This is a genomic window from Vibrio sp. QJM3NY_39 (genome assembly GCF_057785895.1).
On sequence record NZ_CM173505.1, the window covers coordinates 1,776,196 to 1,797,380 of the forward strand.

The following is a 21,185-nucleotide window of genomic DNA, read 5'->3' on the forward strand; positions in this document are numbered from 1 at the left end:
TCTTTTGAGACGTAGTTACACATGATGTTAAATATTGCAAAGCGAGTGCCAGTTATGCATTTTGTTTAACCAACTGATTTAGCTTTAGATTATTAGGATAGGGCTTAACCTTGAGTTGAGTTTTGTCATTTTGAGAATCAGTATAAAACTGACTAAAGTACTTAAATCATCAAGTCCAAATAACCAGTTATCTACTAAGACGAGTATTAACGGTCGAGTTGATAGATTTCCAACAACTGCGGGACAACGGCTTGTGGCGAGTATTGGTGTTTGACGGTTTCTATCGCGTTATTCTTGAGGGAGTCACGTTGTTCGCGAGTCAATGACATCCATGAGGATAAATTCTGCTCTAGAACTAACGCGGTTTCTGAATCAGATTCTGAATTGGCGAGGTAACCATTAACTTGGTGCACGATGAGCTTAGGCAAGTTACCAACTGAGGTGGCGAGAACGGGAATGCCGCGAATCATGGCTTCTAATGCCGCCATAGGTAAGCCTTCAAAGCGGGAAGGGATGATTAACAAATCGATTTGGCTCCAGACGTCGTCCATATTGGTTTGATGCCCATGAAAGGTAACATTATCAGGCTGCGATTTAACTAAATCCTCCATTTCTGGTCCATCACCAAAAAGCTCAAACCGAACATCAGGAAACTGTTTAGCTAATGCGATAAATCGATCAGGCGCTTTTTCGTGGCTTAATCGGCCCACAAAACCAACATGGAATGGGCTTGACGAAGCGGAATTTGTTAACCCGGTTGGCACTTTAACAAAGTTATTCAATTGATGGGTTTTACTCGGCACTTTCGCTTTGATCTTCTCACTGACCACGAGCGACTGATCAGAAAGAAAGCTGCTGTAACGGTCGAGCCAGTCATAAAGCCATACTTTGCCTGTTGGGGTTTCACCTGCGTGATAAGTAGTGATTTGTTTGGTATTGCTTAAACGAGGTGAGAGTTTTATGAGCTTGCTGACCAAACTGGCTTTGTAACCATGAGCATGGATAAGCCTTGGCTGATAATGTTGAACTGCACGTTTAAGCTGAGTCGCGCTATTGTCGCTCGAATCTGAACAGCATAAGGCTAAGTCGGAGAGGTAACTAAAAGGGATGTTCAGCGTATTCAACTTTTCAACGATTATCGCTTCAGGCTTAAACTTAGTCAAAAGGACGATTCGAACAGCATCTGAATACTGAGCGCTTTCAGATATCAGGCCTTGTGCTAATTCTAAAACATGCGTTTCTATACCTCCAAAAGTTTGGCTGTCGATCAACAGCCAGATCTCATGAAGGTTTACGTTGAGTACACCTTGGCTAGGCTTGATTGTACTCATCTTCCGATTCCCAAGCCTGCTTCTTACGGTAAACGGTAGAAGGGCTAAGTTCTAACAACACAGCAGCGTTTAGCACATTCCCATCGCAATGATTGATCGCGTGTTGAATGGCTTCGCGCTCTATTTGCCACATTGGACGAATAGCACCTTCGTTTGTTGTAAATGCGGGCGTCATCGGGTCGTTGTTAGCGGGAACAACTGACGATTGCTCCAACTCTTCAGGAGTAATCGGTGGCAACTTAGCTTCTGGTGCTTCCACAACAGCAGCTTGGGGCGCCGCTACTCGAATCGGTGTCACTGATTTCGAAGTTGGAGCTGCGTCTACTTTATTAATCGGAGGCGGTAACATGTCTTTGGTCACGCTCGTTTCATTGTTCAACACCACGATGTTACGGATGATGTTTTGCAACTGACGCACGTTGCCTGGCCACACATAACGTTTAAGTAGATTCTGCGTTTCTTTGTCTATGGATTTGAACTTCTTCTTGTCTTGCTTCGCATACAATTTCAAAAAGTGATTAGCCAAAGTCACAATGTCACTTCCTCGTTCACGAAGTGGTGGCATCTCGATAGGCACAACGTGAACACGATAGTAAAGGTCTTCTCTAAAACGTCCTTCTTCGACCTCAACCAATGGGTCGCGGTTGGTTGCACAGATAATTCTGACATCTACTTTAATCTCGCGATTACCACCGAGTGGAGTAAACGTACCTGTTTGCAAAAATCGTAGGAGCTTCTTCTGCATCTCCAGTTCCATTTCGCAAAGCTCATCGAGAAATAGGGTACCGCCGTGTGCTTGCATTGCAGCACCTTTACGGTCGGTTGTCGCACCGGTAAACGCACCTTTGACGTGACCGAAGATTTCACTCTCCATTAGGTCTCGAGGGATAGCGCCACAGTTAATGGCAACGAAGGGCTTGCCGTTACGCTGACTCTCCTGATGAATAGCCTCCGCGCACACTTCTTTACCCGTACCACTTTCGCCGTTAATAAACACGCTAGCAGTGGTTGGCGCTACCGAATCAATGATCTTGTAGACAGCCTGCATAGGTAGGCAAGAGCCAATGAAATTATGAAAGCGGTCACGATCAAACTTGCTTTGCATGTCATCAACGAGGTTCTCTAGCTTAGTTCGTTTCAAATGCAAGCGGACAGAGGTCTTAAGTCGATCGGCTTGAATTGGCTTTTCCAAGAAATCTTCCGCACCGCGTTGGATAAGGTCTACAGCAATATTAACTGAGCCATGTGCTGTCGCGATAATGACGGCGGTCGGTATTTCATTTTCGCTAATCCAATCTAGTACTTCTTCACCTGGCATGTCGGGCAACTTAAGATCGAGAATAACGAGCTGTGGAGAGTGCCTTTCAATGAAGATCTTAGCTTCTGCGCCGGTTTCGACGTGGAAAATATCGTAGGGTTCGTCTTTTACGTACTGCTTGTAGAGTACGGCGAGTGAGGTTGAGTCTTCAACTAACAATACCTTAGGGCGCATTGTGTATTCCTTTTGAAACTTTATCCTAACCAATCAATAACATAGTGGTATGCATCCATCAATACGAGTCTTGTTTATTTGTTATCTACCGCATGCAATCTCTTAACAAACTATAGATGTACTTCTCGCGTTGTTGGTCACGCCGGAGTACATGTTAATGGTAACTATATTGATAACGACTATGTTGAGTTTTTGTCTGATACTTATGATGAACATCCAAAGTTAACTGAAACCAGCCTCTTTTCTTTCAAGCAAGGCTTTGATTGAACACTCTGCTAGTTCTAATAATTCGTCAACTTGTCGAAATGCCGCATCATGATTATGTTCTAAACATTGCTTCTCTAGAGCGCGAGCTAACTCACCCAAGGGGCGATTACCTAATGAGAGCGCGGTGCTGCCAAGAGTGTGGACCTCGAACTCAAGTGTTTGAGCGTCTTTCTGAGCGACAGCCTCTTTTATGGCGACCAAGCGTGTTTGTGATTCTTCGACATAATGGTCGATCAAGATCGGGATAATATCCGCACTTGTATCTCGAATCATTTGCTCTAGAACGCTTTCATCAACAAGCTCGCTAACTTCTTGTGAGTTTAGATGTGCAGCTGTGTCTGACGCTAAAGTGGAATTCATCAAACTAAGTCCTTCTATTGAGCCTAATATCCATGAGTACTAATAAGTTCTAGTCATTTTCTAGAATAATTTCAACTGCTTGCCGTATAAACAGAGCAATTAATTACTATCTCACTCATATTGCTACAGGGTTTGTGACAAGCCTAACGGACTGATTTAAATTTGTTTTCTCTTATGAAATATAAACTTAGGTGCCTATAAACGTAAAGGGCGGGTAGAGCTCAGGAGAAAACGAGGCCGATACAAATAAAAAGACCACTGCAGTGAATTAACAACAGTGGTCTTAGAGGGGTTAAGTAGTTTAGGCTACGAAGCTTTATCAATCTTTGGCTTTGGGTCAGCTTCTACTTCTTCCTCGCTACTTTCAGAGAAGATATCAGCAACGGCGCTTCTCTCTAATTCACCCTTCAGATTTCCATCTTCGTCGACAACTGGAAGGGAGTAGTCACAAGACATGGTGTCTGGTAGAACTTCTTCAATGACAGCATCAGGTAAAACAGCAGGAACCTCTTCGTAAATCTCATCACTGAAGTCATGAACAGAGGCATCTTCAACGGCGTCTTGTAGGCTCTCTTGTGTGACTAGGCCTTGATAGCCGTCATCCGTTACGTGATAAGCGTAATCGTTTTTCAGCATCTTCATTTGTGCCAGAGCACCTTCAATCGTTTCTGAAGTGATTCGATAGAGAGGGGGCTGCATAACCGTTTCAACCGTCAATGCACGAGCACGGTTTACGTCTTTAACGAACGCCTCTACATAGTCATCGGCTGGATTCAGCAGAATCTCATGTGGTGTGCCTTGTTGTACCAACTCGCCATCTTTCAAAATTGCGATTCGATCGCCGAGACGGAGTGCTTCATCCAAATCGTGGGTGATGAAAACAATCGTCTTATGAAGCTTCTGTTGAAGTTCGATAAGCTGATCTTGCATTTCACTTCGAATCAAAGGGTCGAGTGCCGAAAAGGCTTCATCCATTAACAAGATTTCAGCGTTAGTACACAGAGCGCGAGAAAGGCCAACACGTTGTTGCTGACCACCAGAAAGCTGGGCAGGGTACTGCTTGCCGTAACCTTTCAAACCCACCGTTTCTAACCATTCATTGGCTTTCGCTAAACGGTCTTCTTTTTTGATGCCTTGTACTTCCAACCCGTACGCAACGTTTTCTACCACAGTGCGATGAGGCATTAAGCCAAAGCGTTGGAATACCATCGACATTTTATGACGGCGGAACTCTTCTAATTGCTTGGTGTTAAGGCTCATTACATCAATGCCTTCAACCATGATTTTACCCTGCGTTGGGTCAATTAAACGGTTGAAGTGGCGAATTAGAGTCGATTTACCCGAGCCAGAAAGCCCCATGATAACGAAGATTTCACCGCGGTTAATCTCGAGATTAATCTCTTTTAAACCGACGGTATGACCTGTGTCCGCAAGAATCTGATCTTTGTGTTCACCGTCCTGAACTCGGTTCATAACAGACATCGGCTTCGGTCCAAACACTTTGTATAGACCACTAATTTCAATCAATGGTTTAGTCATGCTTGAGTCCTCCTAAATGCGCATTGGTTCTTCTTGCGTATGCCTGTGAAGCGCGGTCAAAAAGAATTGCGAGGGCAACAATGGCAAAACCGTTCATCAAGCCTAATGTGAAATATTGGTTGGTGATGGATTTAAGAACTGGTTGTCCTAGGCCTTTCACGCCAATCATGGATGCGATAACAACCATAGACAGTGCCATCATGATGGTTTGGTTGATACCCGCCATGATCGTTGGCATTGCTAGGGGAAGTTGAACACCCCATAAGCGTTGTTTTTTGCTCGCACCAAATGCGGTAGCGGCTTCAAGAACTTCTTTGTCGACCAAGCGTATGCCTAGGTTGGTTAAACGAATCACGGGTGGGATAGCGTAGATAACCACGGCGATTAGACCTGGAATTTTACCGATGCCGAGTAACATCACCACTGGGATCAAGTAAACGAATGCTGGCATGGTTTGCATGATATCAAGCATCGGTGTAACGATAGATTGAGCTCGATTTGAACGAGCCATCGCAATACCAATCGGAATGCCTAAGAATATCGAAACCAAGGTACAAACAGTAATGATACTGAGCGTCCGCATGGTGTCTTCCCACATTCCAAAGTAACCAATAAGGAGCAAAGAAACGACACAACCTAAAGCCAGTTTCCAAGAACGACTTGCGGCGTAGACAAGGCTGGTACAAACGGCGAGGACTATAATCCAAGGGGTTGAGATAAGAAGTTTTTCAAACCAAACAAGGAATGAAAGAAGAGGGTCAAATAGAGATTCAATCATTTCACCGTATTCACGAGAGAATTCACGGTATGCGCCATCTAGCGTCTTTTTTATGGTTCGTAAATCAGCGCGTTCCATCTCTGGAAAGCTTGATAACCAATTGGTGTCAGCCATTTTATATCCTTATAGTTCGGAGCCACTTGTTCATGCGATGAGGTATCGCCTGTGAAAAGGGCTCCGAATCATGAATAACATCAAGTATAGCGACGTTATTTCCGTATTATTGAAGCGTAATTGCTTGTTATTAAACCAAGCTCTTACAGCTCTGCTTCAACTTTCTTAGCCACTTCTTGAGAAACCCATGGGTGCCATATTTCTGGGAACTCACTCAAGAAATGGATACTCGCTTCTTCGCCATCCGCTTGGTTGTCTTCCATCCAAGCGAGAAGTGAGTTCATTTTGTCGTTAGTGAAACCACGTTTAGTGAAGTAGTCGTAAGCCTCTGGTGCTCTCGATGCGAAGTCTTCTGTAGTAACTGTGTGCACTGGTGAAGGCGGGTACATGGTCGCTTTAGGTGAATCACAGTCTTCTTTAGTGGTACAATTTAGGAACTCTTGCTCATTAACACCACTGCCAAAGTCAACTTTAACCATGTCGTATTTACCTAGAACGGCAGTTGGCGCCCAGTAATAACCAAACCAAGCTTCTTCGCGCTCATAAGCTTTTGCGATAGAGCCAGATAAGCCAGCACTCGAGCCTGGATCAACAATCGTGAAACCACTGTCTTCCAGCTCAAGAGCGTTAAACAAGTTTCCGGCGCTGATCTGACAGTTCCAGCCTGCTGGGCAACTGTAGAATGCTGATGTATCTGGGTCTTCAGGGTGCTTAAACAAGCTAGCGTTTTTACGTACACCTTCGATGGTTGCCATCTCTGGGTATTGTTTAACTAAGTAAGCTGGAACCCAAAAGCCTTCTTCACCACCATTCACAAGTGCTTTACCTGCGTAGCGAAGACGTTTTTCTTGGACACCTTTGTCCAATGCATCTTTTAAGCTGTTGCTCCAAAGCTCAGGTGCAACGTCAGGCTGGCCTTTTTCAATCATGGATGTGCCTGTTGGCATGGTGTCGCCAGGGATAAGTTCGGCATCACACCCATAACCATGTTCTAGGATGAATTGGTCGATATTGGCGATCAGTGTTGCAGAGTTCCAGTTCATATCTGCGATTGTTACGCTGCCACATTCTCCAGCGTTAGCATTACCGCTGGCTGCTGCTACTAACAAAAATACGGAGCTTAACTTGTATTTCATATTGAGTTTCCTTTCTCTTTAATAATACAACTAAGGTAACCAAGGTAAATTGATTATCTAAATTGCTCGATGGTGATCCTTTCCGTGTATTTGAACCATTTGAGCAGAAGGAGGGATGGGTGAAGTTTGAATAGATAAACGTGCAAAGTCAGTGAAGTGTGATTTGCCAATTCATCCACTGTGTTTCAACAGCCATCGGATAACTTTGTCAAACTATTACAAATTCGTCAAAAACCACCTCTATTTATAATCTTAGGGAATAATCGTACGAATTCCATCTTTGATGCGATTTACATGGCACTTTAACCGTCTGTGTCACATTACCGCTAAAGTTAGGCATGGGGCTGTTGATTTTTGAAGGGATTTAAAGGTGGTAAGACCATGGTTGACGTGTGTGAAATGCGTTGAATGGTTTTTAAAATCTTATTTTCAATAATAATTTCGCCAAAAACACCCAATTTGGTTTTGGGGTGTTTAGAGCTGTCGCTGCTTGAAATTTAATAGGATAGGCGGCTGTCATCGTATCAATGACAGCCATACAGTTGTACAAGAAAGCTATAGTTGTACAAGAAAGTTACAGTGGCGCGAAAAACTTACATCGGCAGGTTTAAAAACTCATTTTGATACAGCTTGTTTGCCAAGCTATCGCGAAGTTTAGTTGGAAGGAATTTCATTCGATTGATTTGTCTTACCAACTCTTGTGCAAAGCTAGGTGTTTGTTTCATGTTCATCACACTACCCATTAGATTGATACTCTGAGCATCAAGCAGCTTTTTCGCTTGTTCTAGGTGGTGAGTTGACGTTTCACCATAGGCGACAACCATCAATGTGCTGTCACAGGCACTCGCAACAGACTGTGCAGGGATATTCCCTTTGTTAATGTTGAGAAGCGGTGAGGTGTCGATGATGACTCTGTCGTATTTCTCTAGCCATTTGTTGACTACTTTTTGTAACGTTGTCGGGTCTTTATAAGCAAGCTGTGTTAATGCCACTTGAGGTGCCGGGACACCAATGAACATCCGGTGAGACTCAACATGTTCTATTAACTGCCCCTGTTGACTGTCTTCTAACATGTTCAAATCTTTGAAAGCGGGGTTGTATAAGTTGAGGTCAACATAAAGCGTGGAATGACCAGCAAGAAGAAAACGTTCTGCTAATGCAGTAGCAACAGAGGTTACCCCGTCACCTGAATGACAGGCAGTCACACAAATCGATTTCTGTCCGTTAAGTTCAGAAGCTAAATACAGTTGCTCGACTTCGGCATGGGTCGCTGAAATTGTCATTATAAAGCTCCTATTAAGACGATCATTGTTGTTAGACGTAATATGTCTTCTAGACCTACACGAGCTTTTTCCATAAAGCTCTCACGGCGATCGGGGATGTAGATAGTGTCACCAGCGCGTAGCACAGGTAGGTTGTAAATATTGGCTGTTTTGCTGAATTCAACAAGGTCGAAGGTACGAGCTTGACCTTGGCAACAAGACATATTCACAATGGTAATTTTCTCTACGTAAGCATTGTCGGTAGGGCCTGCCGCTTCTGCCAATATATCTAGAATGGTCATGTTGTCGTTAAACACATAGCGACCTGGGTTGTTAATCGCACCAAGCACGCGAACGGTTTCTTCTTTCGGTGTGTCTAACCAGTTTTTACCTTTCTCTGGGATATAAATGGTGTCACCGGTGGTTACATTGGGCAGTAATGATTCGTCACCGGTTTCAAAGTACAGTGAAAGATTGAGTTTGCTTACTTTAGAGTAGGTTTTATCACGATGCGTGACACGAACGTTGTGTATATCAGCATCCTTGGTAGGGCCGTCAGCCGCAGACAAAATGTCTAGAAAGTGCATGTCTTTGGTGAAGCGGTAACGACCCGGCGCATTCACTTGTCCAAAAATGTAGATCGAAGCATCAGAGCTTTGACGTACCCATTGAGATTTATTGTCTGAAGGATCTTGTGGTAGGTCGTGGACACGGACGATAGAGCCGGCACGAATTTGCGGCATCAGATCTCGTGGCGCGCCATTTCTGATGAAATCATCAAGATTAAACACAACCATCTTTCTACCCGTCACAACTTCAATTTTTGATGTGTCAGCGCGTAGCGTAGGGCCGCCAACATGAGCCAGTAATCCCATGAAGTTCATTTCATCTGACCATTCAATACGACCAGGTCGGTTGACTTCACCGATAACGTTAACCGCTCTGTCTGGCGCAATCTTCAACCAAGACTTCTCGTTCATGTCGGTTTTCTCTGGAACGAAAATAGCGTCACCGGCTTTAATGCTTGGTGGATTAGAGTTAGGTAGACCTTCTGTGTAAGCCGCTAAATCGAATTTAAGTACTCTGCCATCCGCTTTGATCACACGTATTTGGCGCGATTCTGCAAATCGAGTCGGACCGCCAGCATTCGCAAGGATATCCATGAAGGTGGCGTCTCTTTTTCCTTCAAAAGCGCCGGGAGCGGCAACTTCACCCATGACGTAAACCATGTTGGCGCCGGATTTGATCTCTTCTTCTTGCTTCGGCACAAAAATGGTTGCACCCGGGCGTAAGATCGGAAGTAGGCTTTCGTCACCAGAATCTAAATAACGTTTGAGGTTGAACAGCGTAGGCGTGTTGTTTGAAATTACTCGGATTTGCTCAACACTGGCATAACGAGTCACACCGCCCGAGCGCATTAGTACGTCGACAAGATCAGTGCTCTCTTTATAAGTAAACGAACCCGGTGCATTTACCTCGCCAAATACTTTAATTGAATTGCGAGAGTCGGCACTGTCACCAGAGTTAGCAAGCTTTGCTGCATCGAACTCTTGTTCAATATTGCCTACTAATGGCGATGCTGGAACAAAAAGCGAATCCAGTGATTGCAGAGTAGGTAGCGTTGATTCGTCACCTGAATCAAGGAAACGTTTGTAGTTAAACTCTTTCTTGTCCGCGCCTCGCTTAAGAATCAATTTGTCCAGTTGTGCTCCTGGACGTAATCCACCGGCTGCGTAAAGCGCCATTTGGATGCTAGAACCCAATGCCAGTGTGTATTCGCCAGGCTGTTCGACATAACCCTGAACGTAAATAATGATTTGTTGTTCTTTGACGTACACCGAAGCGTTCGAAAGATCTTTATAAGCGGTAGCCAGTGATTCTAGAACGACTTTGTTAAGTTGCTCACTGTCATAACCGGCAACAAATACGGCGCCAACTTCAGGAAGGGTAATGCGGCCACGTTTATCCACTTGGAACCCTGTGTTCAACGTACTTTCACCGGGTACGTTAACTTGGATAAGGTCACCGACTTGAACCGCGTCTGAAAACTCTTCGCTCGCATTCACGACACTCGTAAAGCTTAACGATAGGGTGATGATAAAAGTGATCAATAATTTCATAATCCACCTCCCATTTTCTCGGCATTTTTAGGGGAAATAATTTCGATACTCACTCGGCGGTTAGTTAAACGCGTACCGTCTGATTCGCCTTCAAAAAGAGGAACCGTTTCACCAACAGACACGGCTTTAATTCGCTGAGCACCTAAGCCAAAAATAGTCAGGTAGCGTTCGACTTGTTTAGCACGTCCAAGTGCCAAATCATCGTTAAATTTTTCGGTACCCGTGGCATCGGCATGACCCGTAACTACAAGGTCTAGAGATTTATGCTCTTTCAGTAGTGTGGTCGCCTCGGCAAGTCGTCCCATGTACTTTGGATTGACTTCAGTAGAGTTTTCCGCGAATTGGTTGTCAACGTTAAGCAGGTCGTGCAACTGTTCGATAACCGACAATTGCATTCTAAATTGGTTTTCATTTTTTGGTGGTTCACAGCGGGCTTGTGAGGTCACATAGTCGAGTTGGACTTCAAGTTCATTTAAGCGTTTTCTTTGAATGACTAGGTCGTTGGCCGCATCTAGAAGCAGGCCACCTTGCAGTTCACGAGCGATACGATTTTGCTTCTCTATCGCTTGCACAACAGCAGCGGGGAAGCACCAACGTGCGCCTTCTTGAATCAAGGCATCAAGATGTAATTTAGCCAGTTGCCAATCAAAACGTAGTCCGTGTTCAGGACCAAGAGGTTCGTCTGGCATGACAGGAGAAAAGTCGGAATTTTGGTAGTTAATAGAGTCATAACTTTCAGCCAAACCGCCGGTGCCTTGTTCAGGGTAGCTAGTACAGCCACCTAGAACCAAAGCAGACAGAGAAAGGGCTATATAGTTTTTCAGTATTTTCATGCCAACGTCCTATGTTTTTACTTTTTATTATTATGTTTTGTTACTTCTAGCTTAGTGGATCTTCATGAATTTGTAGGATTTTTTGAATTTACTGGAATAGCGTGGCCAATGCGTAGCAAGTTCATAATTTCAAGAGGCTGGCCAGTCACATTTTCAAGTCGCATGTTGCGCTCACGCTCAGTTAGGCGTTTGAACATGTAAACAATCGCGCCAACACCAGATGAATCTAAAAACTCAACTTGGCTAAAATCAACTTCGATTTCAGGGTGGCCATCATTTGAGATTACATCGTCAATATCGGTCTGAGCATCACGGCTACCTGCTGCATCTAAATCACCGAAGATAGAAAGAGTCAGTGTCGTTGTATTTAAATCAATCTTACGTAGTTCCATAGCGATATCTCCTTTTGAGTATGTATGGACAATTGCACTGAATGTGCCAACTTTTATGTTTATATTTTTCAATAACTTAAATAAAGCGCTAATCTCTATCTCATATTGAGAAAGTCGGTTTCTCAATATGAGAACTAAAAATGGGTGAACATTTGAGACCCATAAGTCATTAATTATATGAATGAAATTGAAAGTTAAATAAGGTTGATGTGTGGATCGCATCTTCTAGCAAAGGTTGTCTACCTACGTGTCAGAACGCTTAGGATTAAAGGCGTTTGTTGACCACTACAGATATCAATACGGAGCAGATGATGAGATTAACTAAATTGGCGATAGCAACTCTATGGGCGTGTTCGCTTTCTTCTCATTCATCCTATTTACCTCCCGACCATTTGGTACTCGCCAATACATACCAGCAAGGCATTGATGTTTCTGAATACTGGAAGAGTGAAAAGCTTGATGGGATTCGGGCTCTTTGGGACGGACAACACCTTTATACTCGAAACGGGAATCGCATTTACTCACCGAAGTGGTTTACAAAAAACTTGCCTAAGGTACATCTCGAAGGGGAGTTGTGGGCAGGAAGAGGTCAATTCCACTTAGTCCAATCTACCGTCCTTGATCATACGCCTAGTGACGTAGCGTGGCGCCAAATAGATTTCATGTTGTTTGATATGCCAGGGGCAGCTGGTGATTATCAAAAGCGCTATTACAACATCTTGCATTGGGTAAGCACGATTGGAGAACCTCATGTCAGCTACATCGAACATGTACCGATTCACAATGAAGAAGCTCTTTTCCATCAACTCGATAATGTCGATGAGAGTAATGGTGAAGGTTTGATGCTTCGTAAGATCACCAGTCGCTATCAAGCAGGCCGAAGTAATGACCTTTTAAAGCTTAAAAGGCATCACGATGCGGAAGCCACGGTTATTGGTTACAAAGGTGGAACAGGGAAGTATAAAGGGATGATGGGGTCGATTTTGGTTCACACAGAAGAGGGTGTTGAATTTTATATTGGAAGCGGGTTCAGTGACCAGATGAGACTTGCACCGCCTGAAATTGGCAGTCAAATCACCTTCCGGTATAACGGCTTTACGCAAAACGGAAAGCCCAAGTTTGCGCGTTTTGTTCGAGAAAAGAGTGAGTACTAATCTCCTGAATATAAACTAATCGCCCCTAAATCATTTACAGACGTAAGCGAAAAGAGCCCTGAAAATCAGAGCTCTTTTTGTATGTGATAACGGCGATATCGGTTTAGCGAGTACGAATCTAACGAGAGCTAAATTCTAGCTGAACATCATCGTCTTGTTTATGCATCCAATGCAAACGCATACCCAGCATAATGGCAGCTGATGTTAGGCCGACAATGAAACCAATCCAGAAGCCATGTGCGCCCATAGGTTCAACAATCCAATCTTTCATTCCTAAGATGTAGCCGATAGGAAGACCAAGTAACCAATACGCTACGAAGGTAATGTTGAAGATCGAACGCATGTCTTTGTATCCACGCAAAGCACCTGCAGCGATAACTTGGATTGCATCGGTACATTGATAAACCGCAGCGAACAACAGCAATTGCATTGCAACGGTAACTACTGCCGTGTTCTCCGTGTAAAGTAACGAAACCTGCTCTCTAAACAATACTGTTAATGCCGCTGTCATAAAGGCGGTTACCAAACCGACGATGATACCCACGTGTGTTGCGATCTTCGCGCCTTCAGTGTTGTTTTCACCAAGCTTATGGCCAACACGAATACTCACGGCGGCACCGATACTCATTGGAATCATAAACACGAGAGAAGAGAAATTAATCGCGACTTGGTGTGCGGCAACAACCAATGAACCTAATGGGGCAACCAATAGGGAAACCACTGCGAACAGCGTGACCTCGAAGAAGATAGCGGCAGCAACTGGAAAACCAAGTCTAAACAAACGAATTTGAGCTTTAAGTTGCGGCTTGTGGAACGTCCCGAAGATGTTGATTTTAGCCAAACGCTTTGATGTTAAAACGTAAGCGAACAGCAGAGCAAACATCACCCAATAGACGATAGCCGTTGCAACGCCACAGCCAACACCACCCAAAGCAGGGGCTCCAAGTTTCCCGTATACGAACATCCAGTTTAGCGGAATGTTTAATAGTAAGCCGATAAAACCGATCACCATGGCAGGCTTAGTTAAAGACATGCCATCAGTAAAACTTCTCAATGTTTGGAACAGCAAAAACGCAGGCACAGCAAACATCACCGCGTTCATATAACCGATGGTCTTGTCTGCCATGAGTTGCTCAATGTCCATCCATTCCAATATCAGCTGCGTTTGGAACAGCACGCCAATGATAGGTAACGAGATGACGAGCGCTAAAAATGCACCTTGCTGAATCTCAAATGGAATTTTGACTTGGCGGCCTGAACCGTTCAGTTGTGCAACAACAGGAACCAACGCCATCAAAAGACCTACACCAAATAATATTGATGGTAGCCAGATACTTGCTGCAATCGAAACCGCTGCCATATCGATAGCACTTACGCCACCGGCCATCACGGTATCAACAAAACCCATTCCGGTTTGTGCAACAGATGCAATCAAAACTGGGGTCGCAAGTTTGATTAGATTCGAGGATTCTTCTTTGTAACGATGCACAAACAACTCCAAATAAGAGGGAAAATTAGAATAATAGTGTAGGAAAGGACATTCTGAAGGAATCAGAGGCAATGATCTTAAGCTTCCACTGGACGAATCATAAAGAAATGTCACAATAACTGCTATGAAAAACTGTTATTAGAATGCTAAATAGGAATCTTATGTTTACAGGTATCGTTCAAGGCATGGCAACACTGGTTGCAATAAACAAAAAAGAGCTGTTTCAGACTCATACCATTGAGTTAACAGATGAAATGGTTGAGGGATTAGCGATTGGTGCCTCAGTAGCTCATAACGGTTGTTGCTTAACGGTAACGGAAATTTCGGGCAATCATATTGCTTTTGATTTAATGCAAGCCACATTGCGATTGACGAACTTGGGCCAACTGAATGTTGGTGACAAAGTGAATGTTGAGCGTGCTGCAAAGTTTGGTGACGAAATTGGCGGACATAGCATGTCTGGCCACATTACTCTAATGGGTAACCTCGTTGATGTGATTAAGACAGAAAATAACCGTACGCTTTGGTTTGAGCTGCCGCAAGAATCAATGAAGTATGTGTTGAGCAAGGGCTACATTGGCGTTGATGGTTGTTCATTGACAATCGGTGAAGTGGAAGAGAACCGTTTCTCTGTTCACCTGATCCCAGAAACACTGAATCGTACTCTGTTTGGCGGCCGTGAAGTAGGCGATCAAGTAAATATTGAGTTCGACCCTCAAACACAGGCGATTGTTGATACTGTTGAGCGCGTATTAGCAAACCAGAAGTTGTAGTGACGGTTTATCAATAGCATTTGCCCAAAAAGCGACACTAAGTAAAAGTCGAAGATATTAAAAAAGAGCACATTAGGTGCTCTTTTCTATTTTTGTGTATTTTTGTTTTTCTAGGCTAGCCTCAAAATCGAGGGGAAGCTCTAAATCGAAGCGTAGCTCCAACTCGACAAGAGAGTAGGTGTTAGAAGACTTGTTCGTCGTCTGCATCAATCGAGAGATTAATTTTGTCTCTGACTTCATCCACCTGCATATCGAGGTGAATGGCATTGCAACACGCAGGGCAATCGTCATAAAAATCTTGGCTCCCATTAGAAGCATCGAGCGTTATGCTGATTGCATGCCTACAGTGGGGGCACGAGACATGTTTCTCTGTGTATTTATGCATGGCTAATTCTCCTCACTGTATCTTGTCCAAATCGTATTAGCTTTAAAGATCGCAGTAGCTTGTATAGATCGTAGTAGCTTTATAGAACGACTTAGCTAGCAGTGATTGGTATTAAACGGCCTGTATCTTCTGAATGCATGCTTCAGTTTGTGCTAAATACTCGCCGCCAAATTGATTGCAGTGGTTAAGAAGATGGTACAAGTTGTAAATGTCTTTCCGATCAGTATAGCCAACGTCGAGTGGATTGACGCTCTGATAACCTTCATAAAACTCTTTTGGAAACCCTTCAAACAATTCCGTTAACGCTAAGTCACATTCATGATCGCCCCAATAACAAGCGGGGTCATAACAGATTGGCCCAAAGGCTGAATTTGCCACGTTGCCGTTCCAGAGGTCACCATGAAGTAAAGAAGGGCGAGGATTGTGGCCAGCAAGACGCATATTCACCACATCAACGATGTCATCAATATCACCGAATTCAATGCCTTTCTCTTTTAGCAATTGCAGTTGGAAGCCGATGCGTTGTTCAGAGAAAAAGCGACCCCATTTCTTATGCCAAGGGTTAGGCTGAAGCGTACTACCGATATAATTATCTTGGTCACAACCAAACTCTTTTTGCTCGCCCCATTTATGAAGCTGAGCAAGCTGCACGCCGAAATCAAAGCTGTTATTACCCGTATCAAGCGGCTTAGTTGGCAAGTAATTGAGAATAATGAATGAGCATTCTTTGGTTTTACCAATCAGTACCAACTCAGGCACATAAACGGTGGAAGTTTCTCTTAACAAGCGTAAGTTCTCAGCTTCGATTTCAAACTTAGGTAAAAATTCTCGCTGGTTCACTTTTACGAAGTAGCGTTCATTACCATCGCTAATCATATAGCAATCGTTAATGTCACCACCAGAAACCTTGGTACGTTCAGTAATCTGAAAGTTGAATAGAAGAGTATCTGAAAGTTGTTGAGAAATGGCCTGCCACATAGGAAATCCTCAAAGACTGAAAGTTAAAAAATTGAAGGTTAGAAATACTGTTTGTTAGCCATAGTTTAGGATAAATTTGAGCAATTTATAGACGTACTCGTCAATGTTCTTATCTGTTCTTGATCTTATGTAGAAGCAATTGGCTGATTTGTGAACTCGGCCTGATTCAAGCTCTTTGAAATACAAACAGAAATCGGCAATGCGACGTTATATAATTGTTTGGAACTGGTCTCACAATCGAAACGTTTTTGGTCGAAACAAACTGGAAAAGTAGTTGGAGCTTGTTATTGTCTACGCATCAACTTAAATGTGCTATTAGAGTAGGTGGAAACGACTATAGTTAACGATAGGGCACGTGACCATCTCAGCTTGCTAGCTAGCTCTTTATGACTCTTTAATAGCCGAGTAATGATGGCGTGCTGAGTCTGCAAGTATCTTGACCAACAGACATCTAGCGACACGTATATATTCAGCTATTGGTTTAATATTTAAGCTGAAATACTAACTAGGATCATTTTAATACGGTTTTTGGTAATAAAGTGATGACAAATCGCTTCATTTACATAGTATTAAGCAAGTACGTATTAATCTGCTCTTGAGCTTAAAACGGAGATTTATTGTGGTTGTAGAAACCGATGGCTATTTGGCTCTGATCGAGCACTTATCGTTTAATCTGGATGTCTTTACAAATAGTAATGGCGATACAGGCAATGAGAGTGTTGAAGACATCATCACAGACATGATTTCAACAAACATCATGGCTATTTTTGAGCAAAATCCAGAGTTGCATTCGAGTGTTCGTTTTCAACTTTTGAAAGAAGCCGATGCTGTGGTAGCGGATTTAGGCGAAGTATTAGCGGGTGTATGGGCTAAGAAAGCGACCAACGAGCAAATTGTATTTCTAGATGAATACATCGCGCTAGTGAAGAATCTATTTGATTCTGCTGTCGCTAAATACGACTAACTATTTGTCCATTTCCTCGTTAGTCATTTTTTCACGATGATTATGTTCACGATGATAGGCGTTTACGTCGTAGCTTTAAAAGTCACCTCGTTTAGCGGTTAAGTCTTTAAACCGCTATAAACGCCTAAAGTGCCAAAACTTAGAAGCCCAATAAGGGTTATCCAACCTCGATATGATGACACCTTTCGATGTCGAAGCATGTAGGAATTGATTATTTCCTAAATACACACCTACGTGTCGTACCGTCATCGACGTTTTGAAAAATACCAAATCTCCGCTTGTTGCTTGCCCATACGCTATTTCTTTTCCCTTTTTACTCTGATCTTTTGTGGTTCTTGGTAAGGCTTGTTGAGTGGCATTTTGCACGGCAATTTGAACAAAAGCGGAGCAATCTACGCCTCGAAATGATGTTCCACCAAAATGGTATGGCACACCTTTCCACTGCTCATACACACTCATATACGCATTGGTAGTCAATTGTTCTGACTTTGATAGGGGTTTCTGTGCGGTTTGACTAAGCTGAGAAGGGGATGGCGTCGAGCTACAAGCAGCCAATGTTGCTAAAGTTATTGTAACTACAGCCATTTTTCTGAATTTCATATGTAACTCTTCTGACAAAAAACTGAAATAAAAACGTCATCAAGGACTTCTAGTATACGAACTAACTTAAGGATATCTCTTTTCGTAGTCAAACTGGATTTCACATGCCCGACACAAATTTATCAATAAAACCCTCACGTTATACATTTTCGCTCATTCAAACCGTCACTGCTGTATTTATTTCCATACTTTTACTCGTTAGTTTTTTATCAATGGTTAGCATTCGGGGAGTTGAACGGGTCGGGGGACATTTTGACGCACTTTCAGAACAAGCATTACCCCTTGCCTTGCACAACGCCGAATTAACGCAAAGCGTATTAGAGCAAGTGAAACTTCTCACTTATAGCACCCAGTCAACCGACTTAGATGCGCTGAATTCGACAAGGGTTTCAATTGACCAACTCGCAACAGAGAGTAATACCACGCTTGAGGAACTCCTTTTTATCTCCCAATCTTTTCCTGATGCGATCTCTTTAGAGCAACAACAAAACCTTATTGATGATATGACGCAACTGCAAACCATGACTAATACGGTATTGCTGGCACAGATTGAGATTCAAAGTAAGCAAAACCTAATCGACAGTAAAATGGGCGAGTTTCGTTATGGTGTTGGCTCGATCGGGCCTGAAATGAACCGAATCAGCTCATTCTTGGTTGAAGACAACCCAGAAGCGAGCGATGCAGCGAACCGATTTACATCCAGTGCATCCGCTATGGCCAATACCTTCTTGATGTTGATGATGCAATCTGACATTGATAAAGCACAAGACGAATATCGTCAATTGAGAAACCGAATCGCAGGCCTTAACTTGGCTTACAGCGATTTTGCCGATTGGCACCCAGACATCGCTGAATTCGCAAGCTTGACGGCGCCTTACGAAATGGTGAAAGAAGGCTTCACCGAGCAAGGGATAATCAAACAAATCCTCTTGAAACTCGAACTGGTTCAGCAGCAAGAGCAAAACTTAACGCAAGTCATCACCCTAGCGAATACCGTCATCAGCACACTGAATCAGTTGTCTTCTACAGCCTCCCAACTGATTGATGAAAGTGAACTCGTTGTAAATCAAACCATCACCAATATTGATCGTGTGTTGTTTATCAGCGGGCTAGTGATTGCCTTTATTATTGTGATCTCATGGTTCGTGTTACGCCGCTGGATGAATAAAGGGCTTAAAAATATTACTCACCAGTTGAGTTCACTTGCAGATCATGATTTCTCTAAACAAAGTGAACTACTCGGGCCGCTAGAGTTACAGGTTATTACTTCGAAACTCAATACGGTCGTAGATTCCACCGCTGACTCGGTTCGTTTGGTAACGCGTAATTGTGAAACGCTCTATCAAACCGCTGAAGTAAGTCATGATGCTGCCGAGCAAACTAATTCAAGCTTGAATGAGCAGAACGAATCACTACAGAATATGATCGCCACAATTACAGAACTTGAAGCGTCCATTGGTGAGATTGCTCGTATCTCTAACGCATCGAATGACGACGCGCAGATAGCAAAAAACGAATCAGTCAATGGTAGCCAAGTGATCGGCCTTAATCAGAAGCGATTACAAGCACTTGAGCAATCTCTTAGCCTGAATCAAGAATCGATGACGGACTTGGATATTCGCGTTAAACAGATTCGTGAAATGGTCGACGTGATCAGTGGTATTGCTGAAAACACCAACTTACTCGCATTGAATGCCGCAATAGAAGCAGCGCGAGCAGGAGATCAAGGCCGCGGGTTTGCAGTGGTTGCCGATGAAGTACGAAAACTGGCGAGTGGTACCTCCCAGCAAACTACTAATATTCGTAATATGATGAACGAATTGGTGGCGGCGGCTGATCGCTCACGTGCTTCTGTAACGGAATCGAGAAGCGAAATGGCGAATGCACTGGAAACCAGTGGCGATGTAAAGCAGGCCTTCGAGAAAATCGAATTCGCGGTTAGCCAGATCAAAGGCCGTGTTGAGCAAATCATGGTTGCAACCGAACAACAAGCCCGTGCGACTGCCGATGTAACGCATTCAATCACTCGTGTGTCTGAGCAGGGTGAGAATACTAAGCTGCAACTTGAATCTATGATCGAGAGTTCAGAGCAAGTTGGTGAGATAGCAGGACACCAACAAGCTATGCTTCACAAGTACGTGCTGAGGTAAACGAGCGTGCTGAAATAAAGTAAACGATTCTGCCGAGTTAGCCAAACAGTACAATAGTTGAAGCACTAATCTACCGCCGCTTTTAGTTCTATTGATACAGAAACGCCCTTAGATTCTTGTAAGAATTTAAGGGCGTTTTTTGGGAATTAAGTAAGTTCGATCTCAATACAAGCTTGAAACTCAGGTGTATTAGAACCTAGTTTTTCGTCGTCGGGAATTGAGTAAATGGCTGACGTAGCATCAGATCTAACCGTTGTTCTTTACCATCTTGAATCTCTGGAACGCCAATATGCACCTTATCGTGGCCAAGCTTGGGCTGAGCGCGGTAAGTCTTAAACCAGATGTCCCACACAGATAAAAAGAAGCCGAAGTTTGAGTGGGTTTCTTTCACAATGACCGAGTGATGAACGCGGTGCATGTCTGGTGTCACAATCACTTTTCTCAACCGCTTATCAATCCACAGCGGTAGACGCGCATTGCTGTGGTTAAACATCGCACTCGAATTAAGAACAATTTCAAATATCACGACCGCAATGACAGGGACACCAAGTGCGATTACCAAACTCACTTTGATGAGCATTGAAAGAATCATCTCAATAGGGTGAAAGCGCGTTCCGGTTGTGACATCGATATCTAGGTCTGCGTGGTGAACTCGATGTAGCTTCCATAACCAAGGAACTCGGTGAAACACCAAGTGCTGCAGGTAAATGGCGCAATCTAACAGTAATACGCAGACCAGAATGGTGAGCTCTTTCGGAAGTGAAAGGGTATTGAACAGACCCCATTGGTTTTCTTGTGCGATAACCGCCGCTTGGAATGCTGCGATAGGAATCAGAGTGGCTAATAGAAAGCTGTTCAAAGCAACCAACGCAAAGTTGTTTCCCCAACGAAACCATTTGCTTTGAGTCAGCGTTTTACGCGGAAAACGGTATTCCCAAAGCGCACACAATCCAAAAACGACAATAAAACAAACAAGGCGAAGCAGTGATGGGTCTTGCATGGGAATTCCTTCTATCATTCTAAGGACACTGTAAGTACAATCGTGCCACTTTTCTAGAGTTATCGTTA

19 protein-coding genes are annotated in these 21,185 nt (G+C 43.6%); 4 read left to right on the plus strand and 15 right to left on the minus strand.

What is annotated here, in order from left to right; genetic code table 11:
* Window positions 1-206: 206 nt before the first annotated feature.
* The 10 genes from AC3CHU_RS08210 to AC3CHU_RS08255 all read right to left on the minus strand — a co-directional run bounded on the left by AC3CHU_RS08210 (window position 207) and on the right by AC3CHU_RS08255 (window position 11,624).
* The gene (locus AC3CHU_RS08210) at window positions 207-1,331 is read right to left on the minus strand and encodes a glycosyltransferase family 4 protein (protein ID WP_488525448.1); all 1,125 of its coding nucleotides are present in this window, start codon (window positions 1,329-1,331) and stop codon (window positions 207-209) included.
* The gene (locus AC3CHU_RS08215; RefSeq protein WP_488525449.1) at window positions 1,312-2,823 is read right to left on the minus strand and encodes a sigma-54-dependent transcriptional regulator; all 1,512 of its coding nucleotides are present in this window, start codon (window positions 2,821-2,823) and stop codon (window positions 1,312-1,314) included. The genes AC3CHU_RS08210 and AC3CHU_RS08215 overlap by 20 nt, the downstream gene beginning before the upstream one ends.
* A gap of 222 nt (window positions 2,824-3,045) precedes the next feature.
* Window positions 3,046-3,450 carry an Hpt domain-containing protein gene (locus tag AC3CHU_RS08220; RefSeq protein ID WP_488525450.1) on the minus strand — a complete coding sequence of 135 codons (405 nt, stop codon included), beginning with the start codon at window positions 3,448-3,450 and terminating at the stop codon, window positions 3,046-3,048.
* Window positions 3,451-3,756: 306 nt separating this feature from the next.
* Complete coding sequence (locus AC3CHU_RS08225) at window positions 3,757-4,989, minus strand: quaternary amine ABC transporter ATP-binding protein (protein WP_065205218.1); 1,233 nt, start codon at window positions 4,987-4,989, stop codon at window positions 3,757-3,759.
* On the minus strand, window positions 4,982-5,881 hold the full coding sequence (locus AC3CHU_RS08230) for an ABC transporter permease (protein ID WP_054547760.1): 900 nt from the start codon (window positions 5,879-5,881) through the stop codon (window positions 4,982-4,984). Before AC3CHU_RS08230 ends, AC3CHU_RS08225 begins: the two co-directional genes overlap by 8 nt.
* A 143-nt stretch (window positions 5,882-6,024) precedes the next feature.
* Window positions 6,025-7,017 (minus strand): ABC transporter substrate-binding protein, encoded by a 993-nt coding sequence (locus tag AC3CHU_RS08235; protein WP_488525451.1) that lies wholly within the window; start codon window positions 7,015-7,017, stop codon window positions 6,025-6,027.
* A gap of 593 nt (window positions 7,018-7,610) precedes the next feature.
* Window positions 7,611-8,300, minus strand: coding sequence for a P-loop NTPase family protein (locus AC3CHU_RS08240; RefSeq protein WP_488525452.1), 690 nt, complete (start codon window positions 8,298-8,300; stop codon window positions 7,611-7,613).
* Window positions 8,300-10,399, minus strand: coding sequence for an SLBB domain-containing protein (locus AC3CHU_RS08245; protein WP_488525453.1), 2,100 nt, complete (start codon window positions 10,397-10,399; stop codon window positions 8,300-8,302). Before AC3CHU_RS08245 ends, AC3CHU_RS08240 begins: the two co-directional genes overlap by 1 nt.
* Entirely contained in the window at window positions 10,396-11,232 is an 837-nt protein-coding gene (locus AC3CHU_RS08250) for an OmpA family protein (protein WP_488525454.1), read from the minus strand. Before AC3CHU_RS08250 ends, AC3CHU_RS08245 begins: the two co-directional genes overlap by 4 nt.
* A 62-nt stretch (window positions 11,233-11,294) precedes the next feature.
* Complete coding sequence (locus tag AC3CHU_RS08255) at window positions 11,295-11,624, minus strand: STAS domain-containing protein (protein ID WP_004733793.1); 330 nt, start codon at window positions 11,622-11,624, stop codon at window positions 11,295-11,297.
* Between the two features lie 311 nt (window positions 11,625-11,935).
* Between AC3CHU_RS08255 and AC3CHU_RS08260 the strand changes: the two genes are divergently transcribed.
* Window positions 11,936-12,778, plus strand: a complete 843-nt coding sequence (locus AC3CHU_RS08260) for a DNA ligase (RefSeq protein WP_146454258.1) — start codon at window positions 11,936-11,938, stop codon at window positions 12,776-12,778.
* 118 nt (window positions 12,779-12,896) lie between these two features.
* Here AC3CHU_RS08260 and AC3CHU_RS08265 read toward each other — a convergent pair whose 3' ends face one another.
* Window positions 12,897-14,267, minus strand: coding sequence for an MATE family efflux transporter (locus tag AC3CHU_RS08265; protein ID WP_004733791.1), 1,371 nt, complete (start codon window positions 14,265-14,267; stop codon window positions 12,897-12,899).
* 161 nt (window positions 14,268-14,428) lie between these two features.
* On the opposite strand from AC3CHU_RS08265, the gene AC3CHU_RS08270 reads away from it, so the two are divergent.
* Entirely contained in the window at window positions 14,429-15,040 is a 612-nt protein-coding gene (locus AC3CHU_RS08270; RefSeq protein WP_488525455.1) for a riboflavin synthase subunit alpha, read from the plus strand.
* Window positions 15,041-15,221: 181 nt separating this feature from the next.
* Here AC3CHU_RS08270 and AC3CHU_RS08275 read toward each other — a convergent pair whose 3' ends face one another.
* On the minus strand, window positions 15,222-15,425 hold the full coding sequence (locus AC3CHU_RS08275) for a CPXCG motif-containing cysteine-rich protein (RefSeq protein WP_488525456.1): 204 nt from the start codon (window positions 15,423-15,425) through the stop codon (window positions 15,222-15,224).
* A 111-nt stretch (window positions 15,426-15,536) separates the two neighbouring features.
* Window positions 15,537-16,403: a fructosamine kinase family protein gene (locus AC3CHU_RS08280; RefSeq protein ID WP_004733788.1), complete on the minus strand. Its 867-nt coding sequence runs from the start codon at window positions 16,401-16,403 to the stop codon at window positions 15,537-15,539.
* A 619-nt stretch (window positions 16,404-17,022) separates the two neighbouring features.
* Here AC3CHU_RS08280 and AC3CHU_RS08285 point away from each other — a divergent pair.
* The gene (locus tag AC3CHU_RS08285; protein WP_004733787.1) at window positions 17,023-17,367 is read left to right on the plus strand and encodes a DUF3802 family protein; all 345 of its coding nucleotides are present in this window, start codon (window positions 17,023-17,025) and stop codon (window positions 17,365-17,367) included.
* A gap of 114 nt (window positions 17,368-17,481) precedes the next feature.
* Here the strand turns inward: AC3CHU_RS08285 and AC3CHU_RS08290 are convergent, their stop codons facing one another.
* A complete protein-coding gene (locus tag AC3CHU_RS08290; RefSeq protein ID WP_488525457.1) occupies window positions 17,482-17,967 on the minus strand; it encodes a C40 family peptidase in 486 nt (161 codons plus the stop codon).
* A gap of 104 nt (window positions 17,968-18,071) precedes the next feature.
* On the opposite strand from AC3CHU_RS08290, the gene AC3CHU_RS08295 reads away from it, so the two are divergent.
* Window positions 18,072-20,117: a methyl-accepting chemotaxis protein gene (locus tag AC3CHU_RS08295; protein ID WP_488525458.1), complete on the plus strand. Its 2,046-nt coding sequence runs from the start codon at window positions 18,072-18,074 to the stop codon at window positions 20,115-20,117.
* 196 nt (window positions 20,118-20,313) lie between these two features.
* Here the strand turns inward: AC3CHU_RS08295 and AC3CHU_RS08300 are convergent, their stop codons facing one another.
* Window positions 20,314-21,117, minus strand: coding sequence for a sterol desaturase family protein (locus AC3CHU_RS08300; protein ID WP_488525459.1), 804 nt, complete (start codon window positions 21,115-21,117; stop codon window positions 20,314-20,316).
* Window positions 21,118-21,185: the final 68 nt, after the last annotated feature.

Bases quoted from the DNA above. Each gene is read 5' to 3' on its own strand.
- AC3CHU_RS08275 (WP_488525456.1), bottom strand. From the start codon at position 15,425: ATGCATAAATACACAGAGAAACATGTCTCGTGCCCCCACTGTAGGCAT.
- AC3CHU_RS08220 (WP_488525450.1), bottom strand. From the start codon at position 3,450: ATGAATTCCACTTTAGCGTCAGACACAGCTGCACATCTAAACTCACAA.
- AC3CHU_RS08295 (WP_488525458.1), top strand. From the start codon at position 18,072: ATGCCCGACACAAATTTATCAATAAAACCCTCACGTTATACATTTTCG.
- AC3CHU_RS08290 (WP_488525457.1), bottom strand. From the start codon at position 17,967: ATGAAATTCAGAAAAATGGCTGTAGTTACAATAACTTTAGCAACATTG.
- AC3CHU_RS08270 (WP_488525455.1), top strand. From the start codon at position 14,429: ATGTTTACAGGTATCGTTCAAGGCATGGCAACACTGGTTGCAATAAAC.
- AC3CHU_RS08240 (WP_488525452.1), bottom strand. From the start codon at position 8,300: ATGACAATTTCAGCGACCCATGCCGAAGTCGAGCAACTGTATTTAGCT.
- AC3CHU_RS08210 (WP_488525448.1), bottom strand. From the start codon at position 1,331: ATGAGTACAATCAAGCCTAGCCAAGGTGTACTCAACGTAAACCTTCAT.
- AC3CHU_RS08225 (WP_065205218.1), bottom strand. From the start codon at position 4,989: ATGACTAAACCATTGATTGAAATTAGTGGTCTATACAAAGTGTTTGGA.
- AC3CHU_RS08250 (WP_488525454.1), bottom strand. From the start codon at position 11,232: ATGAAAATACTGAAAAACTATATAGCCCTTTCTCTGTCTGCTTTGGTT.
- AC3CHU_RS08230 (WP_054547760.1), bottom strand. From the start codon at position 5,881: ATGGCTGACACCAATTGGTTATCAAGCTTTCCAGAGATGGAACGCGCT.
- AC3CHU_RS08245 (WP_488525453.1), bottom strand. From the start codon at position 10,399: ATGAAATTATTGATCACTTTTATCATCACCCTATCGTTAAGCTTTACG.
- AC3CHU_RS08260 (WP_146454258.1), top strand. From the start codon at position 11,936: ATGAGATTAACTAAATTGGCGATAGCAACTCTATGGGCGTGTTCGCTT.
- AC3CHU_RS08300 (WP_488525459.1), bottom strand. From the start codon at position 21,117: ATGCAAGACCCATCACTGCTTCGCCTTGTTTGTTTTATTGTCGTTTTT.
- AC3CHU_RS08280 (WP_004733788.1), bottom strand. From the start codon at position 16,403: ATGTGGCAGGCCATTTCTCAACAACTTTCAGATACTCTTCTATTCAAC.
- AC3CHU_RS08235 (WP_488525451.1), bottom strand. From the start codon at position 7,017: ATGAAATACAAGTTAAGCTCCGTATTTTTGTTAGTAGCAGCAGCCAGC.
- AC3CHU_RS08255 (WP_004733793.1), bottom strand. From the start codon at position 11,624: ATGGAACTACGTAAGATTGATTTAAATACAACGACACTGACTCTTTCT.
- AC3CHU_RS08215 (WP_488525449.1), bottom strand. From the start codon at position 2,823: ATGCGCCCTAAGGTATTGTTAGTTGAAGACTCAACCTCACTCGCCGTA.